The sequence below is a fragment of the Erysipelothrix sp. HDW6A genome, from assembly GCF_011400295.1.
GTDB lineage: Bacteria > Bacillota_I > Bacilli_A > Erysipelotrichales > Erysipelotrichaceae > Erysipelothrix.
In genome coordinates this window covers 457,611-479,656 of record NZ_CP049859.1, presented here as the reverse complement: position 1 = coordinate 479,656, position 22,046 = coordinate 457,611, and the positions used below count along the sequence as shown (strand labels likewise).

Below are 22,046 nucleotides of genomic sequence, written 5' to 3'. Positions count from 1 at the left end.
ATCCCCCTTCTAGCGATATGCTAATAGTGATTCTTTAATAATTTGGTTACCACAACCGATAAAATAACCTTGTTTATCTTCGGTATAAATTTCATCTTCTAAGTCTCCGTAGAGCCATGTCCCACCAACCTCTTGTAAGATGATAACCCCAGCAGCAATATCCCAAGGATTCAATCTACGACTGATATAGGCATTGGAACGATTTGCTGCAACTGCACATATTTCAATAGCTGCAGAACCAACATAACGCTGTGACATAATTTTTTCAATTGGGTTCACTTTAAACGATAAGAATGTCTTGGTATCAGCATTGATAATTGCTTCTGATAACTGTGTTGTAGGATCAAGAGGTTTTAATGCTTTCTCATTGAGATAAGCACCTTGTCCATGAATCCCGACAAACATCTCATCAGCAACCACATCATAGACAATCCCAAATACCGGTTTCTTATCTTCATAATATGCTAATGAAATCGCGAAGTCTTTCTTAAGATAGATAAAGTTCATTGTTCCATCAATTGGATCAATAATCCATGTATCTTTTAACCCTTTTGTTTCTATCATTTTTTCTTCTGTTACAAAGTCTTGATCCTTATACGTTGCATTAATCTTATTGATTAAATAGGATTCAGCTCCCTTATCCACGTTTGTGACAAAGTCATGATCGTTTTTCTTAGTATCGATATCAAGACCTTCTTTCATTTTCTCACGAATGAAATCAGCAGTCTCATAGACTAGTTCTTTTGCAAAGCTTAATTTTTCCATACACTTACCCCTTAACTATCTTTCATTATATCAAATTGTATGCCTTCCGTTAAGCAAGGTATAAAAAAATGCTACCACCTATGGTAAACCATAAGCAGTAGCGTGTAATTGTGTCTTATCCTTGGAGAATTTCGGAGATAATTGAGTTCTCTTCTTCAACTATATTACGTTCTTCACGTTCAAGTTTAAGTTCTTTCGCAAGTTCGATAACACGATCCGTTGATTCACGGTGTAGTTTTGAACCTGTTCCAGCAGGAATCTTATTACCAACGATAACGTTCTCTTTAAGTCCCATGAGTGGGTCAATTTTGGATTTGATAGCAGCATCAGTAAGAACTTTTGTAGTTTCTTGGAAGGATGCAGCAGATAGGAAGCTTTCTGTTTCAACAGATGCTTTCGAAATACCCAGTAAGATTGGGCGGTAACGAGCAGGGTTTTTACCTTCCATTAACGCATTTGTATTGATTTCTTGCATTGTTTCAATGTTCATTTGAACACCAGGTGAAATACCTGTTTCTTGTCCATCGATAACAACAACCTTACGCATCATTTGGTTAACCATAACCTCGATATGCTTATCGGAGATTTCAATACCACCACTTTGGTAAACTTTTTTAACTTCTTTAAGGATGTATTGTTGAACTGCAAGACGTCCTGCATATTCCATTAATTTCTTAGGATCAACGGAACCTTCAGTTAATTTGTCCCCAGCTTCAACTTCTGATCCCACTTTCAACCATGAACGAGCAGGTTGATGTGGTAATGTTTGATGATCAACTGTACGTGAATCATTTGCAACTGAGATAATATATCCCATTCCGTCATCAGCTGGACGGATATCTGTGATATGTCCACTGATTTCTGAAATAACAGCTGCAAGTTTTGGATTACGTGCTTCGAATAGTTCTTCAACACGAGGAAGACCTTGAGTGATATCCTCTCCACCAGCAACCGCAACCCCTCCGGTATGGAAAGTACGCATGGTTAACTGTGTACCTGGTTCACCAATTGATTGCGCCGCAACGATACCAATTGCTTCTCCAGCTTCAACGTTTTCACCAGTAGCCATATTACGTCCATAACATTTCACACATGTACCGTGTTTTGATTCACAGGTAAATACGGAACGAATACGAACTTGAGTAATACCAGCATTGACAATACGTTTAGCAATGATTTCATCAATGAATTCATCTTCTTCGATAATAACTTCTTTAGTTTGTGGATCAACGATTGTTTCTTTAATGTAACGTCCAACAAGACGGTCATGTAATGACTCAACCACTGAGTTTGCTTTACGGTCAATGATTTCTTCTACAATATAACCATTGTCTGTATAGCAATCTTCTTCAACGATTGTAACATCTTGAGCAACGTCAACAAGACGACGTGTTAAGTATCCAGATTCAGCTGTTTTAAGAGCCGTATCGGTTAGACCTTTACGCACACCGTGAGTCGAAACGAAGAACTCACTCACGTTCAATCCTTCACGGAAGGATGAATAGATAGGAACCTCAATAATCGATGATTGATATCCAGCTTTAGATTTAGATTGAGTAGGTTTACCCATAAGTCCACGCATACCAGCAAGTTGAGTAAAGTTAGATACGTTACCACGAGCTCCTGATGTAGCCATCATATTGATAGGGTTTTGACGTGGAAGGTATTCCATAAGCTCGTTACCAATCTTATTCTTGATACCATCCCAAAGTGTCATCAGTTTACCTTCCCATTCCTGAGCAGTTAAACGACCACGTTTGTAGAGAATCATAAGTTTAGCAGCTTGTTCTTTACCTTCTTCAACATAACGTTCCTTATTAGGAGCAACGTTAATGTCGCTTAGTGATACAGTAACACCAGCAACTGTTGAGTATTTGAATCCTAAGTCCTTAATCTTATCAAGAATTTCAGATGTCTTATCTAAACTGTAACGATCAAAGATTTCTTTGATGATTTTTTCTAAGTCTTTTTTCTTAAAGTCATTGTTTAATGGCATAGCTTCAACAATTGCGCGTCCATCTTCACCTGGATTGATAAAGAATTTATCTGGAGTTGCTTTGAAGTTGTCTGCTGAAACTTCATTGAGGTATGGGAAGTCACTTGGGAACATCTCGTTAAAGATTAATTTACCCAATGTAGTAACTAAATACATCTCATTTTGTTTTGCAGTGAATGTTTTCTTCGATAGTGATGAAGCACGAACTAAGATACGTGTATGTAAGTGGATAACTCCATTTTCATATGCAAGTGTAGCTTCAGCGCTGTTACGGAATGCCTTACCTTGGTTTTCACCAAAGCGACGCCATTTCTCTGCTTCAAATTCATCGCCGTTATCTTCGAAACGTTGTGCTTTTTCATTAAACTCTTCTGGTGATTCTTCCATGTTTAAGTAGAAGTTACCCAGAACCATATCTTGTGATGGTGTAACGATAGGTTTACCATCTTTTGGTCCCAAGATATTTCGTGAACCAAGCATTAGAAGTTCTGCTTCTGCTTGAGCCATTTCTGATAATGGAACGTGAACCGCCATTTGGTCACCATCAAAGTCCGCGTTAAACGCAGGAGTTACAAGAGGGTGAAGACGGATTGCACGACCTTCAATCATCTTAGGTTTAAATGCTTGAATACCAAGACGGTGAAGTGTAGGTGCACGGTTAAGGAGCACTGGGTGATGTTGAATAACTTCTTCAACAATATCCCATACACGTGGATCTTGACGTTCAATTAATTTTTCAGCAGCTTTAGCATTATTACTAATACCACGTACTTTCATTTCATTAACAACAAATGGTTTGAAGAGTGTGATTGCCATTTCTTTTGGAATACCACATTCATACATCTTCAAGTCTGGTCCAACAGCGATAACTGAACGACCTGAGAAGTCAACACGCTTACCAAGTAAGTTAGCACGGAAACGTCCTTGCTTACCTTTTAAACTGTGTGATAGTGATTTTAGAGGACGTCCCCCAGCACCTGTAACAGGTTTTGTACGACGACCGTTGTCAATTAAAGCATCAACTGCTTCTTGAAGCATACGTTTTTCGTTTTGAACGATAACTTGTGGAGTTCCCATTTCAAGTAGACGTTTTAAACGGTTGTTACGAGTAATAACACGACGGTATAAATCGTTTGAATCTGATGCAGCAAAACGACCACCATCAAGTTGTAACATTGGACGTAAATCGGGTGGAATTACTGGTAATTGAGTCAGTACCATCCACTCCGGTTTGTTTGTGGAGTTTACGAATGCCTCCACTGTTTCGAGACGACGGATAAGACGTTTACGTTTATCCCCTTTAGCAGTTTCTAATTGTTCTAAGATATCTGCTTGCTCTTTTGCAAGGTCCACTTCTTCAAGAAGTGTTTTAATTGCTTCCGCACCACCTTGAGCAATGAATCCGTTATATCCAAATTCTGCCATATAATCGCGGTATTCGCGGTCATCGAGAATTTGTTTGTATTGAAGTGTTGAATCTTTAGGATCTGTAACAACCCATTTAACGAAATATACAACTTCTTCAAGGACTTTAGGAGTGATATTTAGAAGAAGGCTCATACGTGATGGAATACCACGAAGATACCAAATATGTGCAACAGGTGCTGCTAAAGTAATGTGACCCATACGTTCACGACGTACTTCAGATTTTGTTACTTCAACGCCACATCGGTCACAGATAACACCACGATAACGAACTTTTTTATATTTTCCACAATAACATTCCCAGTCTTTTGTAGGACCGAAAATACGTTCGCAGAATAATCCGTCTCGTTCAGGTTTTTGTGAACGATAGTTAATTGTTTCAGGTTTCTTAACTTCACCGTGAGACCATTCAAGAATACGTTCAGGTGATGCTAATCCCAATTGGATTGAGGCAAATTCTTTCATTTTATTCATCAAATATCAGCCTCCTTAAGCTTCATCTATTACTACTGTTTCAAGTTCAGTTACATCATTGCCGTAGTGAGTTGCAGGTTGATTTTCATCCTGCTCCTCAGTTACGACTTGACTAATTTCTTCATTGTTTTCATCTAAGAATTTAACATCGAGTGCTAATGCTTGTAATTCATGTTTCAAGACTCGGAAGGACTCTGGCATACCAGGTTCTGGGATATCTTGACCATTTTGAATTGCTGCATAAGTACGAGTACGACCGTTAACGTCATCAGACTTAATAGTCATAATCTCTTGAAGTGTATGTGCTGCTCCATAAGCATAGAGAGCCCAAACTTCCATCTCACCAAATCTTTGTCCACCATTTTGTGCTTTACCACCAAGTGGTTGTTGTGTAACAAGTGAGTAAGGTCCAGTTGCACGAGCGTGAAGTTTATCATCAATCATGTGTGATAGTTTCAGCATGTACATAACACCTACAGAAATACGTTCATCATAACGCTCTCCTGTACGTCCATCATAAAGTACCATCTTACCATCTTGTGAAACATTTCCTTCTTCCATAATCTTGAAGAGCTCATCTGTTTCAATACCATCAAAGACACTTGTTGCAAACTTAACATTTAAGTTTTTAGCAGCAATACCTAAGTGGATTTCTAAGATTTGTCCAATGTTCATACGGCTAGGAACCCCTAATGGGTTAAGCATAATGTCTACTGGTGTACCATCTTCCATATATGGCATATCTTCTACTGGAAGGATACGTGAGATAACCCCTTTGTTACCGTGACGTCCAGCCATCTTATCACCTTCGTGAATTTTACGTTTTTGGACGATATAAACTTTAACAGTTTCGCTAACTCCTGGAGGTAAATCATGTCCATCTTCACGACGGAAAATACGAATATCTTGAACAATACCAGAACCACCATGTGGAACTTTCAATGAGTTGTCACGTACTTCACGTGATTTCTCACCAAAGATTGCTAAGAGTAATTTTTCTTCAGGTGAAATTTCACTTTGACCTTTAGGAGTAACTTTACCAACTAAGATATCGCCTTCTTTAACTTCAGCACCAATCATAACAATACCACGTGCATCAAGATGACGGCTTGCTACTTCACTGACGTTAGGAATATCACGAGTAATCTCTTCAGGTCCTAGTTTTGTTTCACGAACTTCTAATGTGTATTCTTCAATATGAATTGATGTATAAACATCTTCTTTTACAAGGCGCTCACTCATGATGATTGCATCCTCGTAGTTATAACCGTTCCATGTCATGAAGGCAACAGTAACGTTTTGACCTAAAGCAAGTTCTCCATTTTGCATGGAAGGACCATCAGCCAATACATCACCTTTATATACATGTTCTCCTAAATTAACGATAGGACGTTGGTTAATACACATACCTTGGTTTGAACGACGGAATTTTTGCATTGAGTATGTACGTGTGTTGCCATCAACGTTATTAACAATAACTTTATTAGCATCAACGTAGGAAACAATACCTTCGTCCTTACTGATAACAGCAGAACCTGAGTCAGTTGCGACACGGTGCTCAATACCAGTACCAACATATGGTGAATTAGGAATTAAGAGTGGAACAGCTTGACGTTGCATGTTGGCACCCATGAGGGCACGGGAAGCATCGTCGTTTTCTAAGAATGGAATTGCTGCAGTAGCAACAGAAACAATTTGTTTTGGTGAAACGTCAACAAGTTCGACAGTATCACGTTTTGCAAGAATGTTTTCTCCTTGGTAACGAACAACAACTTCTTCGTTAGCAAGAACTCCATCAACAATTTCGTTAGCTTGAGCAATAACGTATTCGATTTCATCATCAGCTGAAAGATATACGATTTCTTCAGTAACGATACCACCTTTTTTAACGATACGGTATGGTGTTTGGATGAATCCATAAGGATCTAAACGACCATATGATGTAAGGTTTGAGATAAGACCGATGTTTGGTCCTTCAGGTGTTTCGATAGGACAGATACGACCGTAGTGAGATGAGTGAACGTCACGTACTTCAAATCCAGCACGATCACGTGTTAATCCACCAGGTCCTAGAGCTGAAATACGACGTTTGTTTGTAAGCTCAGCAAGCGGGTTTAATTGGTCCATGAATTGTGACAATTGGGATGAAGAGAAGAACTCTTTAACCATTGCAGTTAATGGACGAACGTTTGTAAGATTTTTTGGTGTTAAGTTTGCAACGTCTGAAGAAATCGACATACGTTCACGAACAACACGTTCCATACGGCTTAAACCGATACGGAATTGATTTTGAATAAGTTCCCCTACTGTACGAATACGACGGTTACCTAATTGGTCAATGTCATCTTCGTTACCAACACCATCAATAAAGTTCAAGAAGTATGAATACATTCCGTATACATCACTTGCAACAATCGTTATGCGGTTAAGTAGTGGATCAATACCTACAATCTTAACAGGTGAGTCGAGTTCTTCTGTTGTTGAAACAAAGATTTCTTGAACAGCAGCTCCTACTAACCATAATGTTAAGTCTTGGTCTAATGAATCAATAATAATTTTTTCATTAGCTTTTGTAAGTTTTGGTGCTTGTGTATTTGGTGTATATGCTTCAAAAATACGGCTATCACCATTCATGATGTCTTCACCTTGAGCATTTTGTAAACGACCAAATGTATAGAGACGTGAACCATAGTTTAATACTGGGAAGATATTATCTTTTGTAAGTTTTACAGCTTTAGCCATAATACCTGTATAAACTGTGATTTCATGTCCTGCTAATGTTTTCACATCAGACTCTGTAAGAACGGTTCCGCGACTGTATTCGAAAGCATCGCTATCGATTGATTTCGCAAGAATACGTCCTACAAGCGCAACATTTCCATCAACAAGAACTTTTTCTTGATCAGGTGCTGCAAAAATATTACGGATTGGGAATACATTCATGTATCCACCTTGGCGTAATACATCACGAACTTTGTAAACATCATCACGGCGTGTTACATGGAATCCTTTTTCAAAGATAACATTGCCATTAATATCTACTAAGTCTTCTAATAAGTATGTATCTTTAATACGATTGAAAATTTCTAATTTTTTATGGAGTTTATAGCGGCCAGCCTTGTTCAAATCGTAGCGACGAGGATCAAGGAATTTCGCATTCATTAAGCTAATTGCACCATCGGTTGTAGGAATTTCATCCGCACGTTGGTTTTCATACATTGCTCTTAATGAATCTTCAAAAGTTACAGTTTTATCTAAAGCAAGAGTATCCACGATTTCTGGATAGTTACCAAATAATGCTGTATACAATAATGCATAAATTGTTAGGAATTCACGGCGTTCACTTTCAAGTTCTTCCCATTCTTCATGAACCGGTAAGTTCAATGCTCGTAAGAATGTTTTAAATGGACCTACTTCGAAAGCATCTTCACCATCTAATAAATCAAGACTTAAACCGAATGCTTTAAATAAGATTGTTGAAACGATTGTACGTTTACGGTCAACCTTCATGTTCAATACTCGGCCGTTGGCAGCTTTACGATCATCACTCATGAATTCTAACCATGTACCACGGCTTGGAATTAATTCTGATGTGTAAGTATCGCGACCAGTCTTATCGTCTGTTTCAGACTTAAAATACGCTCCTGGAGAACGTACAATTTGCGAAACAATTACACGTTCCGCACCATTAATAATGAATGTACCATTATCAGTCATAAGTGGTAAGTCACCTAGGAAAACTTCTTCCTCTTTTTCGATAACTTCACCGGTTTGTTTGTTGACTACTTCAAGTCGCATCTTTGCACGAAGCGGCGCTGCATAGTTTGCTTCACGTGAACGACTTTCTTCAACATCATATTTTGGCTCTCCAAAGGAATAAGATAAAAACTTAACTTTAATGTTTTCATTATAACTCTGGATAGGATAGATTTCATTGAAGACCTCATCTAGACCTTCTTTTTGAACCATTCATACGCTTCCGTTTGAATTTCAACCAAATTCGGTAATTCGAGTTGACTACTTACTTGTGAATAGTCACGTCGAGTCGCTTTATTACCAAATTTTTTCACTTCATAAACTTGGTTTTTTCCCATTTATGCCATCCTTTCCTGTACTTCTTTTACAACTAAAAAAGCGCGCATAAACCCACTATTATGCAATTTAATATGTTATCATCATTTCGTCAATTTGTCAATGTTTGAAAACTACGTAAATATAGAACCCTTTGTCCTTTTTTAAGAGTTTACAGTTGCCAAAAGACTCAATGCATTTTGCTTCTGCACTTTTTGCACCATGAGATTTTCTCATTACAAAATAGAAGCGTCCCCCTATTTCTAATGCCTCATAGATTTGATCAAAAAGTTCATAGACTTTTTCTTTACCAACACGGATGGGCGGATTAGTAACGATAGTATCAAACTTCATATCTTTCGTTAGTCCATCTTGTAGATAAAGATCACCTTTAACATTATTGCGTTTATAATTAATCTTCGCGAGTTCAAGTGCTCTTGGGTTAACATCGATACCAGCAAAGCTGCTTTCAAAGTATTGTGATAGGATAACCCCAATCACTCCAATACCACAACCAACATCACAAATATTAGTACCCAGTTCTTCGCTAACAAGAACTTTCAATAATGCTTCTGTCCCACGATCGAGACCTTCTTTTGAAAAGACACCATCATCAGATGTCATAACATATTCATAGCCTAAAAACCGGAAAGGAATTTCTTTCCGGTTTGTCTTTAGGTTTGAATTGTCTGTAAAGTAATGACTCACAGCTCTTCCAATCAATTGTTAAATTATTTAACTTCAACAACTGCGCCAGCTTCGATAAGCTTAGCTTTGATTTCTTCAGCTTCTGCAGGTTTGATGTTTTCTTTGATTGCTGTTGGTGCACCGTCAACAAGTGCTTTAGCTTCCATCATTCCTAAGCCAGTGATATCACGTAATGCTTTGATAACTCCAACTTTTGAACCGCTGATTTCTTTCAAGATTACTGAAACTTCGCTTGGTCCTTCTGCTTCTTCTGTGTCTGCTGCTGCTGCAACTGCAACTGGTGCTGCTGCGCTAACGCCGAACTCTTCTTCGATTGCTTTTACTAATTCATTTAATTCAAGAATTGTCATTTCCTTTAGGGAAGCGATTAATTCTTCTGATGTTAATTTAGCCATTGTAAATTTCCTCCTAATTATTAAGCTTCTGTTGTTTCTTCTGTTGCTTCTGCAACTTCTTCTGCTGGTGCTTCTTCTACTGTTTCAGCTTCAGCTGGTGCTGCTTCTTCTGCAGCTGCTGCTACTTCTTCTACCACTTCACCATTAGCTGCTCTTTGTTCTGCAACTTGTGACACTGCATATGCAAAGCTTCTAATTGGTGATTGGAACATTCCAAGTAACATAGCAATCATGCCATCGTGGTTTGGTAATGAAGATAGTTCTTTAATCTCGTCAGCATTGACAAGTTTACCATCAACAATCCCTGCCTTAAGGATGAGCTTTTTGTTCTTTTTCGCAAATTGTGCAAGTACACGACTTGGTGCAACAGCGTCAGAACCAAATGCTACAGCATTAGGACCCACTAATTCAGATTTTAGATCTTCAAATTCTGTACCTTCAACAGCACGTTGGAACATTTTGTTCTTGTAAACTTTGAACTCAATGCCTTCTTTACGAAGTTCACGACGTAATGTTGTGATTTGTCCAACATTTAATCCGTGATATTCAACTACAACTGTTGATGCTGAATTTTTAACCTTATCTTGAATCTCTGCAACAACTGCTTTCTTATTTTCTAAGACTTCGTTACGCAAATGATTCACCTCCATTCGAATCGCTTGGCATCAGTATACCTTAAACGTACAAAAACCCACATCAAAGACACGGGTTTAAAAGTTTTATACTTTTACCTCGGCAACATGATTAAGCTAAACGCCGTTGCTGTCTTTGGTATATTGATAACATGAATATTTTACCAGTTATTATAGTAATGTCAAGCATTTTTCGCTTAATTCTATACGATACTCAAGTCATCTATTTATTAATCAATATTATCGTATTTTTAGCATCATAACAACTTCGCCGTGTTCATTGATTTTCGTCTCTTTGAAGCCATAGGATTCATAGAGGTATTTAGCTTGCTCATTGCCCGGTATATAGTCAATACTCAAGTATTCAAGGTTTGTATGATTTATTGCCCACTGGTGAAGCAAGTGTAATGCTTGTCGTCCATATCCTTTGTTTTGGTGTTGCTCGCCAATCATTATGCGCCATATCTGAACATCACCATCTTCATCATCTACATCTAATAACGCAAATCCAACAACATCCTTCCCTAATACAAGCGCAAACGGGAACACGTCTCCATTGTTACGGTATATGTAGCATTCTGCTAGGCTCTTAACGTTTGATGACACGTATTGCTTTTGAGAGTTCGCAACCTCTAGATTAATGACGGCTTTGAAGTTCTCTTCGTTGATTTCTTGCAAAGTAATGGTATGTTGACGACTCATTTTGTTGCCTCCGAAAGCTTATTTATTTCAATGTAATTATATTGATATTTCTGATTTAAGTAAATGATATTTGAATTCTTACTATCTCTATTCAGAGCTGCCAAAATATTATGTCAGTGTTTATCCTTATATATATGCATTAAGAAAACTAATCCGAACATAAAAAAAAGCAAGCCCTAATCTTGCTTTAAAATTATTTTGTCTTGTCTACGTTAAAGAATAAAGCTTTTCCGAGTTCTGATGCTTTAATGCGATCTTTAACAAGTCTAACCCCACGGTCAATACGTTCTTCATCATTAATTGAGAAGTACATTTTTATCCCTTCAGTTTTCTCATGTTTAAATTCTATTCCCTCTTCACTATATCCATCGATTAGTTCAACTATATAGTCTTTCTTGAGTGGGCACGATACAACTATCATTTCTACTACCTCCTTAAAAATACAGGTAAGGTCAAGTATCTGACCTTACCTATTTACTACTTGAATACTAATTAAGCAATTTCATCCGTTGCATTTGCGCGGTTAGCAACAAATACGAATGGTAAGTAAATTACAAAGGCAATACCTAAGTTTAGAAGTGCAATTAAACCTGAACCGAGGCTGAAGTTTGTAGCTAATAATGCGTTCAACACTGGAGGTGTTGTCCAAGGCACTGAGTTAACAATTGGTCCAGCAATTCCTAATCTTGTTGCATAGTAAGCAATCATAGCAAGAATTGGTTGGTTTAATACAAATGGAATAATGTAGATTGGGTTCAATACGATTGGAACACCAAATAGAATTGGTTCGTTAATCATAAAGATACCTGGAGCTAAACTCAAGCGTGCAACTTCGCGTTGATCACGAACTTTTGAGAATAACAGAATTGCTGCGATTAATGATAATGTAGCACCTGATCCACCGTGGAATACATATGCATCCCATGATCCACTTACCCAGTAAGCTAATGTATTTGAGTCAAGTGGTGTAGCACTTGCTTCTGTAACACCGTTTTTGAATAAGTCTAAGTTGTGGTTACCAAGTTGTCCGTAGATTGGACTCATAACTGCTGCAAGCATGTTAGCACCGTGTAATCCGAAGAACCATAGTAATGGAATTAATGTTGAAATAATAACAATTAATAGTGGTCCTTGTGAGAAGTTCAAGAATGGAGCTGAAATGTATGCTTCAAAGATCATGAAGATAGATACATTACCGATTGCTTCTTCCCCAAACATTCCGATAAATGCTGCCCCTGGATTGACAATGATTTCTCTCATTGCGTAAGCTACAACGAACTTAACGAATGCAAAGAAGAATAGTGTAATCATACCTGGGATGATACCTGTAAATCCACGTGCAACTGCTGTTGGAACTGTATCTGGCATTTTAATAGTCCAGTCTTTATTAACAATAGCGAAATATATAGCAGGAGCAATCAATCCAACAAGAAGTGCTACGAACACACCTTGTGATCCAATGTAATTCCCTACCCATCCAGCAACTGTTAAGTTAGCACGTGATAGAGCCCCCAAAATAATAAATGAACCTGTTGAAATTAGACCAGTAATTAATGCATCTTGGTTTTCTGCGATTCCGCGTAGGTAAGCAATTGTAAATGCTAAACCTAAACCAACAATTGACAGAGTACCTGCATCCATAGCACCTAAGATTGGTGAGATGTATGTACTTGTGAACTTGAAGAATCCAGAACCTGAAATCGCTGCAAGTTCGCTACCAGTAATACGAGCAATCATATCTGCTAGCAAGCTTCCTGAGCTAAACACAACGTTATTTAGTAATAACGCAATCGCTCCAGCCATAACAAGCGGCATTAATGCTGCAAACGCATCACGGATTGCTACTAAGTGGCGTTGATTACCAATTTTAGCTGCAATAGGGACAAGTTTGTCCTCGAAGAATTGAATTAACCCTTCCATATTTTCCTCCTCTTGGTCTTAGACCCGATATACCCTGTATAAAGTAGGTATATACCATACTTGTATTATACGTAAGCATTCACATAATGTAAAGGCTTTCTTTTTATTTTCTTTAGACCACACTTCTATCGACATCAATAATACGCACTCTTTACGCTATATATGGACTATACCACTCATTCATAAAAATGTGAATTTCACATAATTGGAGCAAGAAAAAACCACGGTTTTCCGTGGTTTCTGTATCTTATTTCTTTGATTTTTGCTTTTTATTCTCTTCTCTTACTTCTCTAAAGAATCGATATCCTGCAAATCCCGCAATAAATAATCCAATAATCATTAAGTTTCTACCATCTTCAAGATTATTTGAAACAAGTATGAGTAAGCAACCGATACTAATAAAGCTTAAATTCCATTTTGACATAATACCCTCCCTATTATGATGTGATTTCTATAACCCGATTCTCAGGGTTGTTGTAAGTTCTTAAATACGCCAAGGGTCTTCCTTGAATCGTATTAATCAAACATTCCGTTACTATGATTGGTGTACCGATTCTTAACGCTAGTAAACTTGCATACTTCGCAGGAACGAGTTCAGGAGTAAATGTATAGTGAGAAGTTCCTGTCCCAAGAAGATCCATTACTTTCTTAGTTTTAGAGACATTCGCAAAATCAGCATCCGATAGTTCACTACGCTTAATGTAGATTTCCTCAACACCGATTGGAAGTTCATCTTCTTTTATTGTTCTAAACAAATGGATAACCGCTTCATCAGCACGAGCATTTAATTTCTTTCGCATTGGGTTTTCTGTGTTAATCTTAACATCAAAGTATAATGTCTTATATGAATATGTATCACTATTTACTAGTGTATTACGTTTAAGTAAACTCTGATCAGATACAAATGTCCCTTTGTTTGCATCACGATAAAGATAACCTTCATCAACAAGTTCATTAATCGCACGACGTACTGTCATTCGACTTGCTCTGAATTCCATTGCTAGGTTTCTTTCACTTTGCACAGGAGTGTTCGCTGCTTGATCTTGTATGATTTCGATTAACTGTTCTTTTATATATTGATATAATGGAACACTCATTTTCATCACCTTGTCTATATAATACTCTAAAATAACATTCATAACATACCACATCTTCAACTTTTTGCAAAGAAATCAAAATATCATTTCATTAAAATCATTTCAAATTTGTCCGATATTTTCTCAAGTGATACTTTTAAGCATTGATTTTTGGTATGATAGTCACGAGGTAAATTACTATGAAAACACTTAATTACAACAATAAAACACTTCATTTTATCTCAACTGCACACGTATCTAAGCAGTCGATTGATGAAGTGAAATCTGTCATTGAGGAAGTACATCCAGATGCAGTATGTATTGAGCTTGATGACAATCGTGCCTACGCACTTCAAAACCGTGATAAACAAGAAGATGTAGATATAAAAGCAATAATTAAAAGTAAAAAAGTTGGCTCGTTTGTAGCCAATCTTATCTTAAGTTCTTATCAGAAAAGAATCGCTAGTGAACTCGATACCAATCCAGGGGACGAAATGTTGCAAGCAATTGAAAGTGCTAAAGACGTTGGTGCATCCGTTTACTATATTGATCGCGATATCCAAGTTACCTTTCAAAGAATATGGCGAAACCTTTCATTTTGGAAGAAGATTAATCTAGCTGCAACACTTCTTGCAGGCTTATTCACTAAAGAAGAAGTCGACGGTGAAGAGATTGAGAACCTGAAAAACAGCGACCTTCTCTATGAAGCAATTAAAGAGATGGATGAATCACTACCCGATGTTTCTTTACGTCTTCTTCATGAACGAAACTATTATATGTCAGAAAAAATCAAGAATACTCCTGGAGATACGATAGTGATTGTAATTGGAGCAGCTCATACCGATGGAATAATTGAAGCACTTGATGAGTCTTACTCTCTTTATGAACTTCAAACTGTTCCAGAGAAAAAGAAGTTCACCATAGGTGGTTGGATTATTCCAGGAACAATTATCGCTTTACTAATTGCGCTTAGCCTAAAGAACCCCAATGTTGGACTTCAACAGTTTCTAGTGTGGATGGGGCTTAGTTCATCATTATCAGCTTTTGGTGCACTCTTGATTGGCGCTCATCCATTTACGATTCTCGCAACATTCTTAAGCGCTCCTATTGGCGTTCTTAGCCCTTTCCTAGCAGTTGGATTCTTTGCGGGATTGATGGAAGCATATCAACGACCACCCTCATATAAAGACTTTGATACTTTGGCACACGATGCAACGTCACCAAAGATGTGGTTTAAGAATAAAGTGTTGCGCATTGTCCTAGTTCTTTTAGTAACAAATCTCTTAAGTTCACTTGGAACATTTATTGCAGGTGGTTCAATCATCAAGAATTTCTTTAGGTTTTAATCGTTGTAATCGTTATCATTGCCTAAATTTGATACAATGAGACTAAGGGAGGTTTCTTATGAAAAACGAAACATACACTTTAAATAATGGACTAGAGATTCCTGTTGTAGGATTTGGAACATGGCAATCACCAAGTGGAGACATTGCAAAAAGCGCAGTTCTTGATGCATTGAAAGCAGGATATCGTCATATTGACACTGCTGCAGTATACAAGAATGAAGAGAGTGTCGGTGAGGCAATAAAAGAAAGTGGTATTCCACGTGAAGAAATCTTTGTAACAACTAAACTTTGGAATACCGAGCATACTTATGAAAAAGCTAAAGTTGCTCTAGATGTTTCTCTAGAAAAACTCGGCCTCGATTATGTCGATCTTTACCTTATTCACTGGCCAAATCCAATTGATTATCGTGATAATTGGGCTCATGCCAATGCAGAAACTTGGCGAGCAATGGAAGAAGCATACGAACAAGGAAAAGTTAAGAGTATTGGTGTATCTAACTTCTTACCACACCATCTGGATGAACTCTTCAAGACAGCAAAGATTAAACCAATGGTTAATCAAATTTATCTAAATCCTAGTGATATGCAAAAAGATGTTGTCGAATACAATAACAAACATGATATCTTAACAGAAGCATACAGTCCTTTAGGAACAGGTAAGATATTTGAGATAGAGAGTCTCAAAGAAATCGCGAGTGTCTATAATAAATCAGTGGCACAAGTTGTGTTAAGATGGTCACTTCACCATGGTTTCTTGCCATTACCTAAATCAGTAACCACACATCGTATTCAAGAGAACTTTGATATCTTCGACTTTGATTTAACATCAAGTGATATTGAACGCATCGATGCTTTACATGGTCAATCAGGTGAAGCTCCAGATCCAGACACAAAACAATTTTAAGCAAAAAGAAATACGGGATGCGCTCCCGTATTTTTTATTTCCAAAGTTTTTCTGGATATGTTCCGTCTGATTGGAATGTTTCAAATTGTTTAAGTACTTGAGGTTTATCTTCTTGATAAGTAACTCCAAACCAACGATCAGGTGTACTTAATACTTGAACCTTAATTTTACCATCATGAATTAAAGATCCTACATCATTTGGTAAAAGTGCTTCTGATTTCATTGGGTTTGCTGCTACATCTTCTTTTAAGAAACGTTCGAATTTTTCTTGCATTAAATCAAAGATCGCTGGAGTGAATCCCCAGAAGTTCATTGATACTTGAGTTCCATCAGGAATTAATGCACCTTCTGGTCCACCAACAACACCTGCTTCAGTACGCTTAATACCATCCATTTCCACGATATCAACAAGATATCCAGCTTCTGTTTGGCAAACACCACGTGTAACAGTTCCGTTGTCTGTGATTGTATTATCAACAATATAACCCATCATTGAATTTTCTGTGTCGCTAACATCTTCTTGTAAGAATCGTGCCATCTCTACAAATGACTCTTTTCCGTAGTAATCATCAGCATTAATGATTACAAAAGGTCCATCAACATGTTTACGTGCTGAAAGTAAAGCATGAGTTGTTCCCCATGGTTTTTCTCTTCCTTCAACGCCTGCAAACCATTCAGGTACATCATCAATGCTTTGGAAAGCATACTCCACCTCAATGTATGGACGAATTTTTGCTACGAGAGCTTCTTCAAATATTTCTTCATGTTCTTTTCTAATAATTAATACTAATTTCTTAAATCCTGCTTGGATTGCATCATAGATTGAGAAATCAATGATTGCTTCTCCGTTTTTACCAAATTTATCTATTTGTTTTAATCCACCATAACGGCTTCCCATTCCGGCAGCTAATATTACAAGTGTTAAGTCTTTCATAGTATCCTCCTAGAATCAATAGTATTGTACCATAATCAAAGACTAATCTCATTATTGTTATGAGAAATAGTGCAACATAAGTACTGTTCCATGTAAGATGGCTACTTTTACGTACTTTCTGTTAAAATTGACTTATAGTGTAAGTGAGGTGCCTTATGAAGATACAAGTAGCGAGTAATCTGAATAAAGAAAAAATAGCTTCTGAAATTAAAAATGCGGTGATTGTGGATACAGGCGACTACATTTTATATGAAAACAATTCACGCATCCGTGTTAGTGATGGGTACAATCTGCAATATTTACCCTTAGCTAGTGTGTATGTCGTTGAAACAATTAACGGTGTAAATACAGTATTTACTGAGAACTCAAGCTATACAAGCTCACAGAACCTCCAGTCTATGGAGACCTTACCACTGATTCGTATCAACAAATCTACCTTAATAAACATTGAGCACATTCAAGATATTAAAGTTCGATTGAATATGAAGTATTCCTTACACATTCATAATCGTTGGCTTGATGTAAATCGAACGTACTACTACCAGTTTAAAGAAGCAATTGGCTTATAAGGAGAGTGTATGAAACTTACATTTACAATTACATTAATAGGCTTAATTGCCTTGTTTATCATCTTTGCATACATCTACTACCTTTATAGGAAAGACCTCGCAAAACAAGCTTTAACAGCTTTAAAAGGAGGTAAGCAAAGAAAGACCCTAAGTGTTGCTAGTTTCTTTATTATTTCAAGCATCATATTCGTAAGTAGTACTGTTATGCTTGTTTATTTCGATTATTCCTACAGTGCATTTGCTTATACCAATTACTGCGCTGCTGACCTTAACGATACTGATAACACCTGTATTAATCCCTTCGGTAATGTGATCTATAAAGATATTCAAAAAGCATTAGAATCTATAAACCCGGATTTAGGTGAATCACATAGTATTCAAGCTTTATTTGCATATCCATGGTTAATTGACACAGGGAACGAGGATATAAAAACCTTCGAAAACAACTATTATTTCCACAATAATATTGTCTTGACTAAAGATAGGACTTTTGTGATTGATGACACTTTACTTTTAACTATCAATAGACCACCATCAATAACTTCTAATATTAATGTAACGGTAACAAACCTTAGCAAAAAGAATCAAGCAATTACCCCTTTTAAACCATTGAGTATTTTTCTTGGCGAGCAGTTGCTACTACCTACGAACTATAGTGAGCTATATATTACGCTTGAACCAAACGACACTCAAACTCTCGATTACATCATTCCAAGTGATGAAACAAGTCTTGGGAGAGTATTACGCATTCAAACTTCGAGTTTAACTTATGAGAGGAGTGCTAATTAATGAAAAAAATCAAGTCACTAATACTACCTATTCTACTTTTTTCAATTTTCCCTATTTGGTATTTCATATCATGGGATATTGGATTTGATGCAGCTGATGGTTCTTGGAAATATAGCATGTATCACTTTCTTGATTACAAAAGACAGTTACTGTTTGCAATGTTAGTTTTAGTCGTAGTAGTTTTACTTTTCTTAAAGCATGAATTTTACAGTGGTAAGAAGCGGAAATATCTAATGCTTAGCTTTATATCGCTTCTTTTATTTCTAATATGTCATCTAGCTTTCTTATTCTTTAGTTTACATTCTCTAGCAAATGGTGGTATTTTTAATGCGAACACTCCTGCTTACAATCCAATATTAATGGATTTAACACTATACCTTCAATTCCCTTCTTATGTGGTATGCATAGTTAGTTATTTATATGCAGTCACGTATCTTGATATAAGCAAAAGCAAAGCAGAAACCAGTAATTAACACTGGCATTAGAGCTATTCAAATAAATTAAGCAACTCATTCCTTTGAATAGTTGCTTTTTTCATCGTAATTAAGTATTATAGTCATGCATGCCGCCATAGTTCAATGGCAAAATAGAGCAATGGTAATGCTCAGTTCCGAGTTCGATTCTCGGTGGCGGCACCATATGTAGACATTCAAAGCACCTGTGAGTGAATTTCGCACTTAACGGGTGCTTTTTTGTATAATATCGCAATGTTAATTGGAATATCCTTAATACTTGATCCTATGATAATGAACTCAAAAAATAATTTTATGAACAAAAAGTCTCTTCTTTATCTTATCAATCTAGCTAAGAATACAAAGGAATACATTGATAACTCTTCATATATCTAAAGGTATTTCAAATATTGATAAATCATTAGATATGCACTTGATGATGTAACACAAACGTGTTACAATGATTTCAAGAGGTGATACCATGAGTACAATAACTATCCGAACTACGGAAAAAGAAAAAAAACTGATACAAGAGTACGCAAAGTTTAATGGTATGACAATTAGCGATTTTATTAAGAAATCGATGATTGAGAAAATCGAAGACGAATATGACTATCAAGTTGGAGAGAGAGCCTATAAGGAATATCTTACAAGCGGTGAAAAACCTATGCCAATAGCAGACTTACTAGAAAAAATTGAAAATGAGTAGTATGTATCGTGTTGTTTTTTCAAAAGGATTCGAAAAATCAATAAATAAAATTGACAAGAAACAGCAAGTTATATTGTTAAATAAACTGATGCTAGACTTGGATAGTTCAGTGAACCCACGACAATTTGGGAAAGCTTTGGTTGGTAACCTGAAAGGCTTGTGGCGCTATCGATATGGAGATTATCGTATTATTGTCCATATCCAAGATAATGAGTTGATTATCCTTGCTTTAGAAGTAGGGCATCGTAAAGATAAATACAAAAAATAACATATCAGCGACGTGGACCTTGTCAATTGGACAGATTAAATAAATAGAATGTGAAGTGAACTTATCGGTATATATATTGCTAAGTTCACTTTTGTTATGTTGTTAGGTCTGATTGTTTCATAGTATTACTCAATTGATTGACTAATTGAGGTTAGATATCTTCAATTCGGCAGTTGAAAGACAATGTGACATCCGAAATCGAAACATTTCTATTTGTAGAAGCATTATCTCTAACATCATTTCTGCATTCGTTTTGTACGCTCTTGATCAAATCTTATCCATATTTTCATACTTTTGTGATACTGTTGTTCTATATTAAGGAGCACAACATGAATATTACTATTTACCACACTAATGATATCCACAGTAATTTCGTGAATATGAAACACATTCATGGGTATATTAAACAGAATAAGACACCTAATGATTTCTACTTTGATAGTGGTGATTTTACTGATTTATCGAGTGCAGTAGTCCAAGCAGATGGTGGTATTTCAGCTATGAAAATATTTGAAGATTGCCAACTTGACGCTATGAGTCTTGGTAACAATGAGATAGATTTAGGATTGGAAAGACTGCAAACTCTTAGCTTATCACCTATCCCACTATTGTCTTCAAACATTACTACAAACGATAATGAGAAAATATCAGGCATTTTTCCATCAGTAATTTTGGAAAAAGCTTGTAAAAGATTCTTAATTATCGGCGCTTCACCCTATTACTCTGAAACATTAAAGCACGATGCATACAATCTGTTCTTTAATATGGGGAACATCAAATCACACGACCCTATTCCCTATCTCAAGCAAGAAATTGAAGCGAATAAAGGAAACTATGATTTTTGCATATTCTTATCTCACAGTGGCATTAATATCGATAAAGAATTACTCAAAAATATTCCTGAAATCGATCTTTGTTTAGGCGGACATTCGCACAGTGTAGAATCTAAAGGTAAGTACTCTCAATCAGGAAGAGGAGAGAAGATTGGTAAAATTGTTCTCGACGTTAACGATGACCGTATCTCAATTATTGAGAATGTTCAAATTGATTTAACTTACCAAGAAAATAAGGAGTTTGATATTCTTTTCGATAAGATTACTGTGCATACTGATCGCATTCTATCACTGCCCTTACCTGCGATAAGAGAGTTAAGCTTTGCCCCTTATACCGAAAGCGAGTTTATAAACTTTATTTGTGATGCACTTTTACATGAATACCCTTGTGATTTCGCTATAATGCACGCAGGAATTGCTAGTAGTAACTTAGAATTACCTGTATCAAAGAAATCATTACTTCAAACTTTGCCATCAAAACTAAACCCTACCTTATATGAAATATCCGGACAAGCAATTCGAGAAGCAATACATCAGTCATTTGATGAGAAGCATATACACCAAGATGGAAAAGGTGCCGGATTCAGAGGAACAACTCTCGGTGTTCTCGGTTTCAGCCATAACTTTAGTATTGATATCACAAATCAGTTAATACTAATAAACGGAATCGAGCTTGTCGATACAGAAACTTACACAATAATCACAGATGATTACCTACAAAGAGGAAGTGGTTACCCTAGTATGAAAGTTAGCGAAGAAGAAGCGACATTCTACTCACCTTTTATCCGCGATATTGTGGAAAAACACCTATTGAATCATAATATTTATAAATCATGCACGATAAATAGAATTATTTAAAACTGAAAATGTCTTTCAAAAACATCTCAAGCTTAAGAGATGTTTTTTCTTAAACAAAGACGTTATGTCCTCTTGTAAAGCATGATTTTGCGAAAATATAGTGTTGCAATTTAGTTTTCTTTTGAAACTTTATTTCAATATTTTATAATATTTATGAAATAAAGTATTGAAAATTAAGATTGTTCTTGTTAGAATCGTTGTGGAAGGGTTTTCACAATCT

Annotated in this window: 19 protein-coding genes, 1 tRNA gene, 1 pseudogene and 1 other annotated feature; of the genes and pseudogenes, 9 read left to right on the top strand and 12 right to left on the bottom strand. The window is 36.5% G+C overall.

Going from position 1 to position 22,046, the window contains the following annotated elements:
- Positions 1–9: 9 nt before the first annotated feature.
- The 11 genes and pseudogenes from G7059_RS02540 to G7059_RS02490 form a co-directional block, all read right to left on the bottom strand.
- Positions 10–765, bottom strand: coding sequence for an inositol monophosphatase family protein (locus G7059_RS02540; protein ID WP_166080526.1), 756 nt, complete (start codon positions 763–765; stop codon positions 10–12).
- Between the two features lie 115 nt (positions 766–880).
- The gene (gene rpoC, locus G7059_RS02535; RefSeq protein ID WP_205700225.1) at positions 881–4,660 is read right to left on the bottom strand and encodes a DNA-directed RNA polymerase subunit beta'; all 3,780 of its coding nucleotides are present in this window, start codon (positions 4,658–4,660) and stop codon (positions 881–883) included.
- A 15-nt stretch (positions 4,661–4,675) separates the two neighbouring features.
- Positions 4,676–8,754 (bottom strand): annotated as a pseudogene (locus tag G7059_RS02530) (DNA-directed RNA polymerase subunit beta).
- Positions 8,755–8,851: 97 nt separating this feature from the next.
- Positions 8,852–9,355 carry a class I SAM-dependent methyltransferase gene (locus tag G7059_RS02525; RefSeq protein ID WP_240920529.1) on the bottom strand — a complete coding sequence of 168 codons (504 nt, stop codon included), beginning with the start codon at positions 9,353–9,355 and terminating at the stop codon, positions 8,852–8,854.
- A 107-nt stretch (positions 9,356–9,462) separates the two neighbouring features.
- Positions 9,463–9,834 (bottom strand): 50S ribosomal protein L7/L12, encoded by a 372-nt coding sequence (gene rplL, locus G7059_RS02520; protein ID WP_166080524.1) that lies wholly within the window; start codon positions 9,832–9,834, stop codon positions 9,463–9,465.
- 20 nt (positions 9,835–9,854) lie between these two features.
- The gene (gene rplJ / locus G7059_RS02515) at positions 9,855–10,469 is read right to left on the bottom strand and encodes a 50S ribosomal protein L10 (protein WP_166080523.1); all 615 of its coding nucleotides are present in this window, start codon (positions 10,467–10,469) and stop codon (positions 9,855–9,857) included.
- A gap of 40 nt (positions 10,470–10,509) precedes the next feature.
- Positions 10,510–10,624 (bottom strand) — a sequence feature (ribosomal protein L10 leader region).
- Positions 10,625–10,706: 82 nt separating this feature from the next.
- Positions 10,707–11,168 carry a GNAT family N-acetyltransferase gene (locus tag G7059_RS02510; RefSeq protein WP_166080522.1) on the bottom strand — a complete coding sequence of 154 codons (462 nt, stop codon included), beginning with the start codon at positions 11,166–11,168 and terminating at the stop codon, positions 10,707–10,709.
- Between the two features lie 193 nt (positions 11,169–11,361).
- The gene (locus tag G7059_RS02505; protein ID WP_166080521.1) at positions 11,362–11,589 is read right to left on the bottom strand and encodes a hypothetical protein; all 228 of its coding nucleotides are present in this window, start codon (positions 11,587–11,589) and stop codon (positions 11,362–11,364) included.
- A gap of 71 nt (positions 11,590–11,660) precedes the next feature.
- Positions 11,661–13,088: a PTS sugar transporter subunit IIC gene (locus G7059_RS02500; RefSeq protein WP_166080520.1), complete on the bottom strand. Its 1,428-nt coding sequence runs from the start codon at positions 13,086–13,088 to the stop codon at positions 11,661–11,663.
- A gap of 247 nt (positions 13,089–13,335) precedes the next feature.
- Positions 13,336–13,512, bottom strand: a complete 177-nt coding sequence (locus G7059_RS02495; protein WP_166080519.1) for a hypothetical protein — start codon at positions 13,510–13,512, stop codon at positions 13,336–13,338.
- Between the two features lie 13 nt (positions 13,513–13,525).
- Positions 13,526–14,185, bottom strand: a complete 660-nt coding sequence (locus G7059_RS02490; protein ID WP_166080518.1) for a GntR family transcriptional regulator — start codon at positions 14,183–14,185, stop codon at positions 13,526–13,528.
- Between the two features lie 179 nt (positions 14,186–14,364).
- Between G7059_RS02490 and G7059_RS02485 the strand changes: the two genes are divergently transcribed.
- Complete coding sequence (locus G7059_RS02485; protein WP_166080517.1) at positions 14,365–15,510, top strand: TraB/GumN family protein; 1,146 nt, start codon at positions 14,365–14,367, stop codon at positions 15,508–15,510.
- Between the two features lie 58 nt (positions 15,511–15,568).
- The gene (locus tag G7059_RS02480) at positions 15,569–16,414 is read left to right on the top strand and encodes an aldo/keto reductase (RefSeq protein ID WP_166080516.1); all 846 of its coding nucleotides are present in this window, start codon (positions 15,569–15,571) and stop codon (positions 16,412–16,414) included.
- A 34-nt stretch (positions 16,415–16,448) separates the two neighbouring features.
- Here the strand turns inward: G7059_RS02480 and G7059_RS02475 are convergent, their stop codons facing one another.
- Positions 16,449–17,348 (bottom strand): sugar phosphate nucleotidyltransferase, encoded by a 900-nt coding sequence (locus G7059_RS02475; protein WP_166080515.1) that lies wholly within the window; start codon positions 17,346–17,348, stop codon positions 16,449–16,451.
- A gap of 155 nt (positions 17,349–17,503) precedes the next feature.
- On the opposite strand from G7059_RS02475, the gene G7059_RS02470 reads away from it, so the two are divergent.
- From G7059_RS02470 to G7059_RS02440, 7 genes are all read left to right on the top strand, one after another.
- Positions 17,504–17,917, top strand: a complete 414-nt coding sequence (locus tag G7059_RS02470; protein WP_166080513.1) for a LytTR family DNA-binding domain-containing protein — start codon at positions 17,504–17,506, stop codon at positions 17,915–17,917.
- Positions 17,918–17,926: 9 nt separating this feature from the next.
- A complete protein-coding gene (locus tag G7059_RS02465) occupies positions 17,927–18,706 on the top strand; it encodes a hypothetical protein (RefSeq protein WP_166080512.1) in 780 nt (259 codons plus the stop codon).
- Positions 18,706–19,179, top strand: a complete 474-nt coding sequence (locus G7059_RS02460; protein WP_166080511.1) for a hypothetical protein — start codon at positions 18,706–18,708, stop codon at positions 19,177–19,179. The genes G7059_RS02465 and G7059_RS02460 overlap by 1 nt, the downstream gene beginning before the upstream one ends.
- Positions 19,180–19,270: 91 nt before the next feature.
- Positions 19,271–19,344: transfer RNA gene (locus G7059_RS02455), tRNA-Thr, on the top strand.
- A gap of 295 nt (positions 19,345–19,639) precedes the next feature.
- Entirely contained in the window at positions 19,640–19,867 is a 228-nt protein-coding gene (gene relB / locus G7059_RS02450; RefSeq protein ID WP_166080510.1) for a type II toxin-antitoxin system RelB family antitoxin, read from the top strand.
- Entirely contained in the window at positions 19,860–20,135 is a 276-nt protein-coding gene (locus G7059_RS02445) for a type II toxin-antitoxin system RelE/ParE family toxin (protein ID WP_205700224.1), read from the top strand. Before relB ends, G7059_RS02445 begins: the two co-directional genes overlap by 8 nt.
- 329 nt (positions 20,136–20,464) lie before the next feature.
- Positions 20,465–21,826, top strand: a complete 1,362-nt coding sequence (locus tag G7059_RS02440; protein ID WP_166080509.1) for a bifunctional UDP-sugar hydrolase/5'-nucleotidase — start codon at positions 20,465–20,467, stop codon at positions 21,824–21,826.
- Positions 21,827–22,046: the final 220 nt, after the last annotated feature.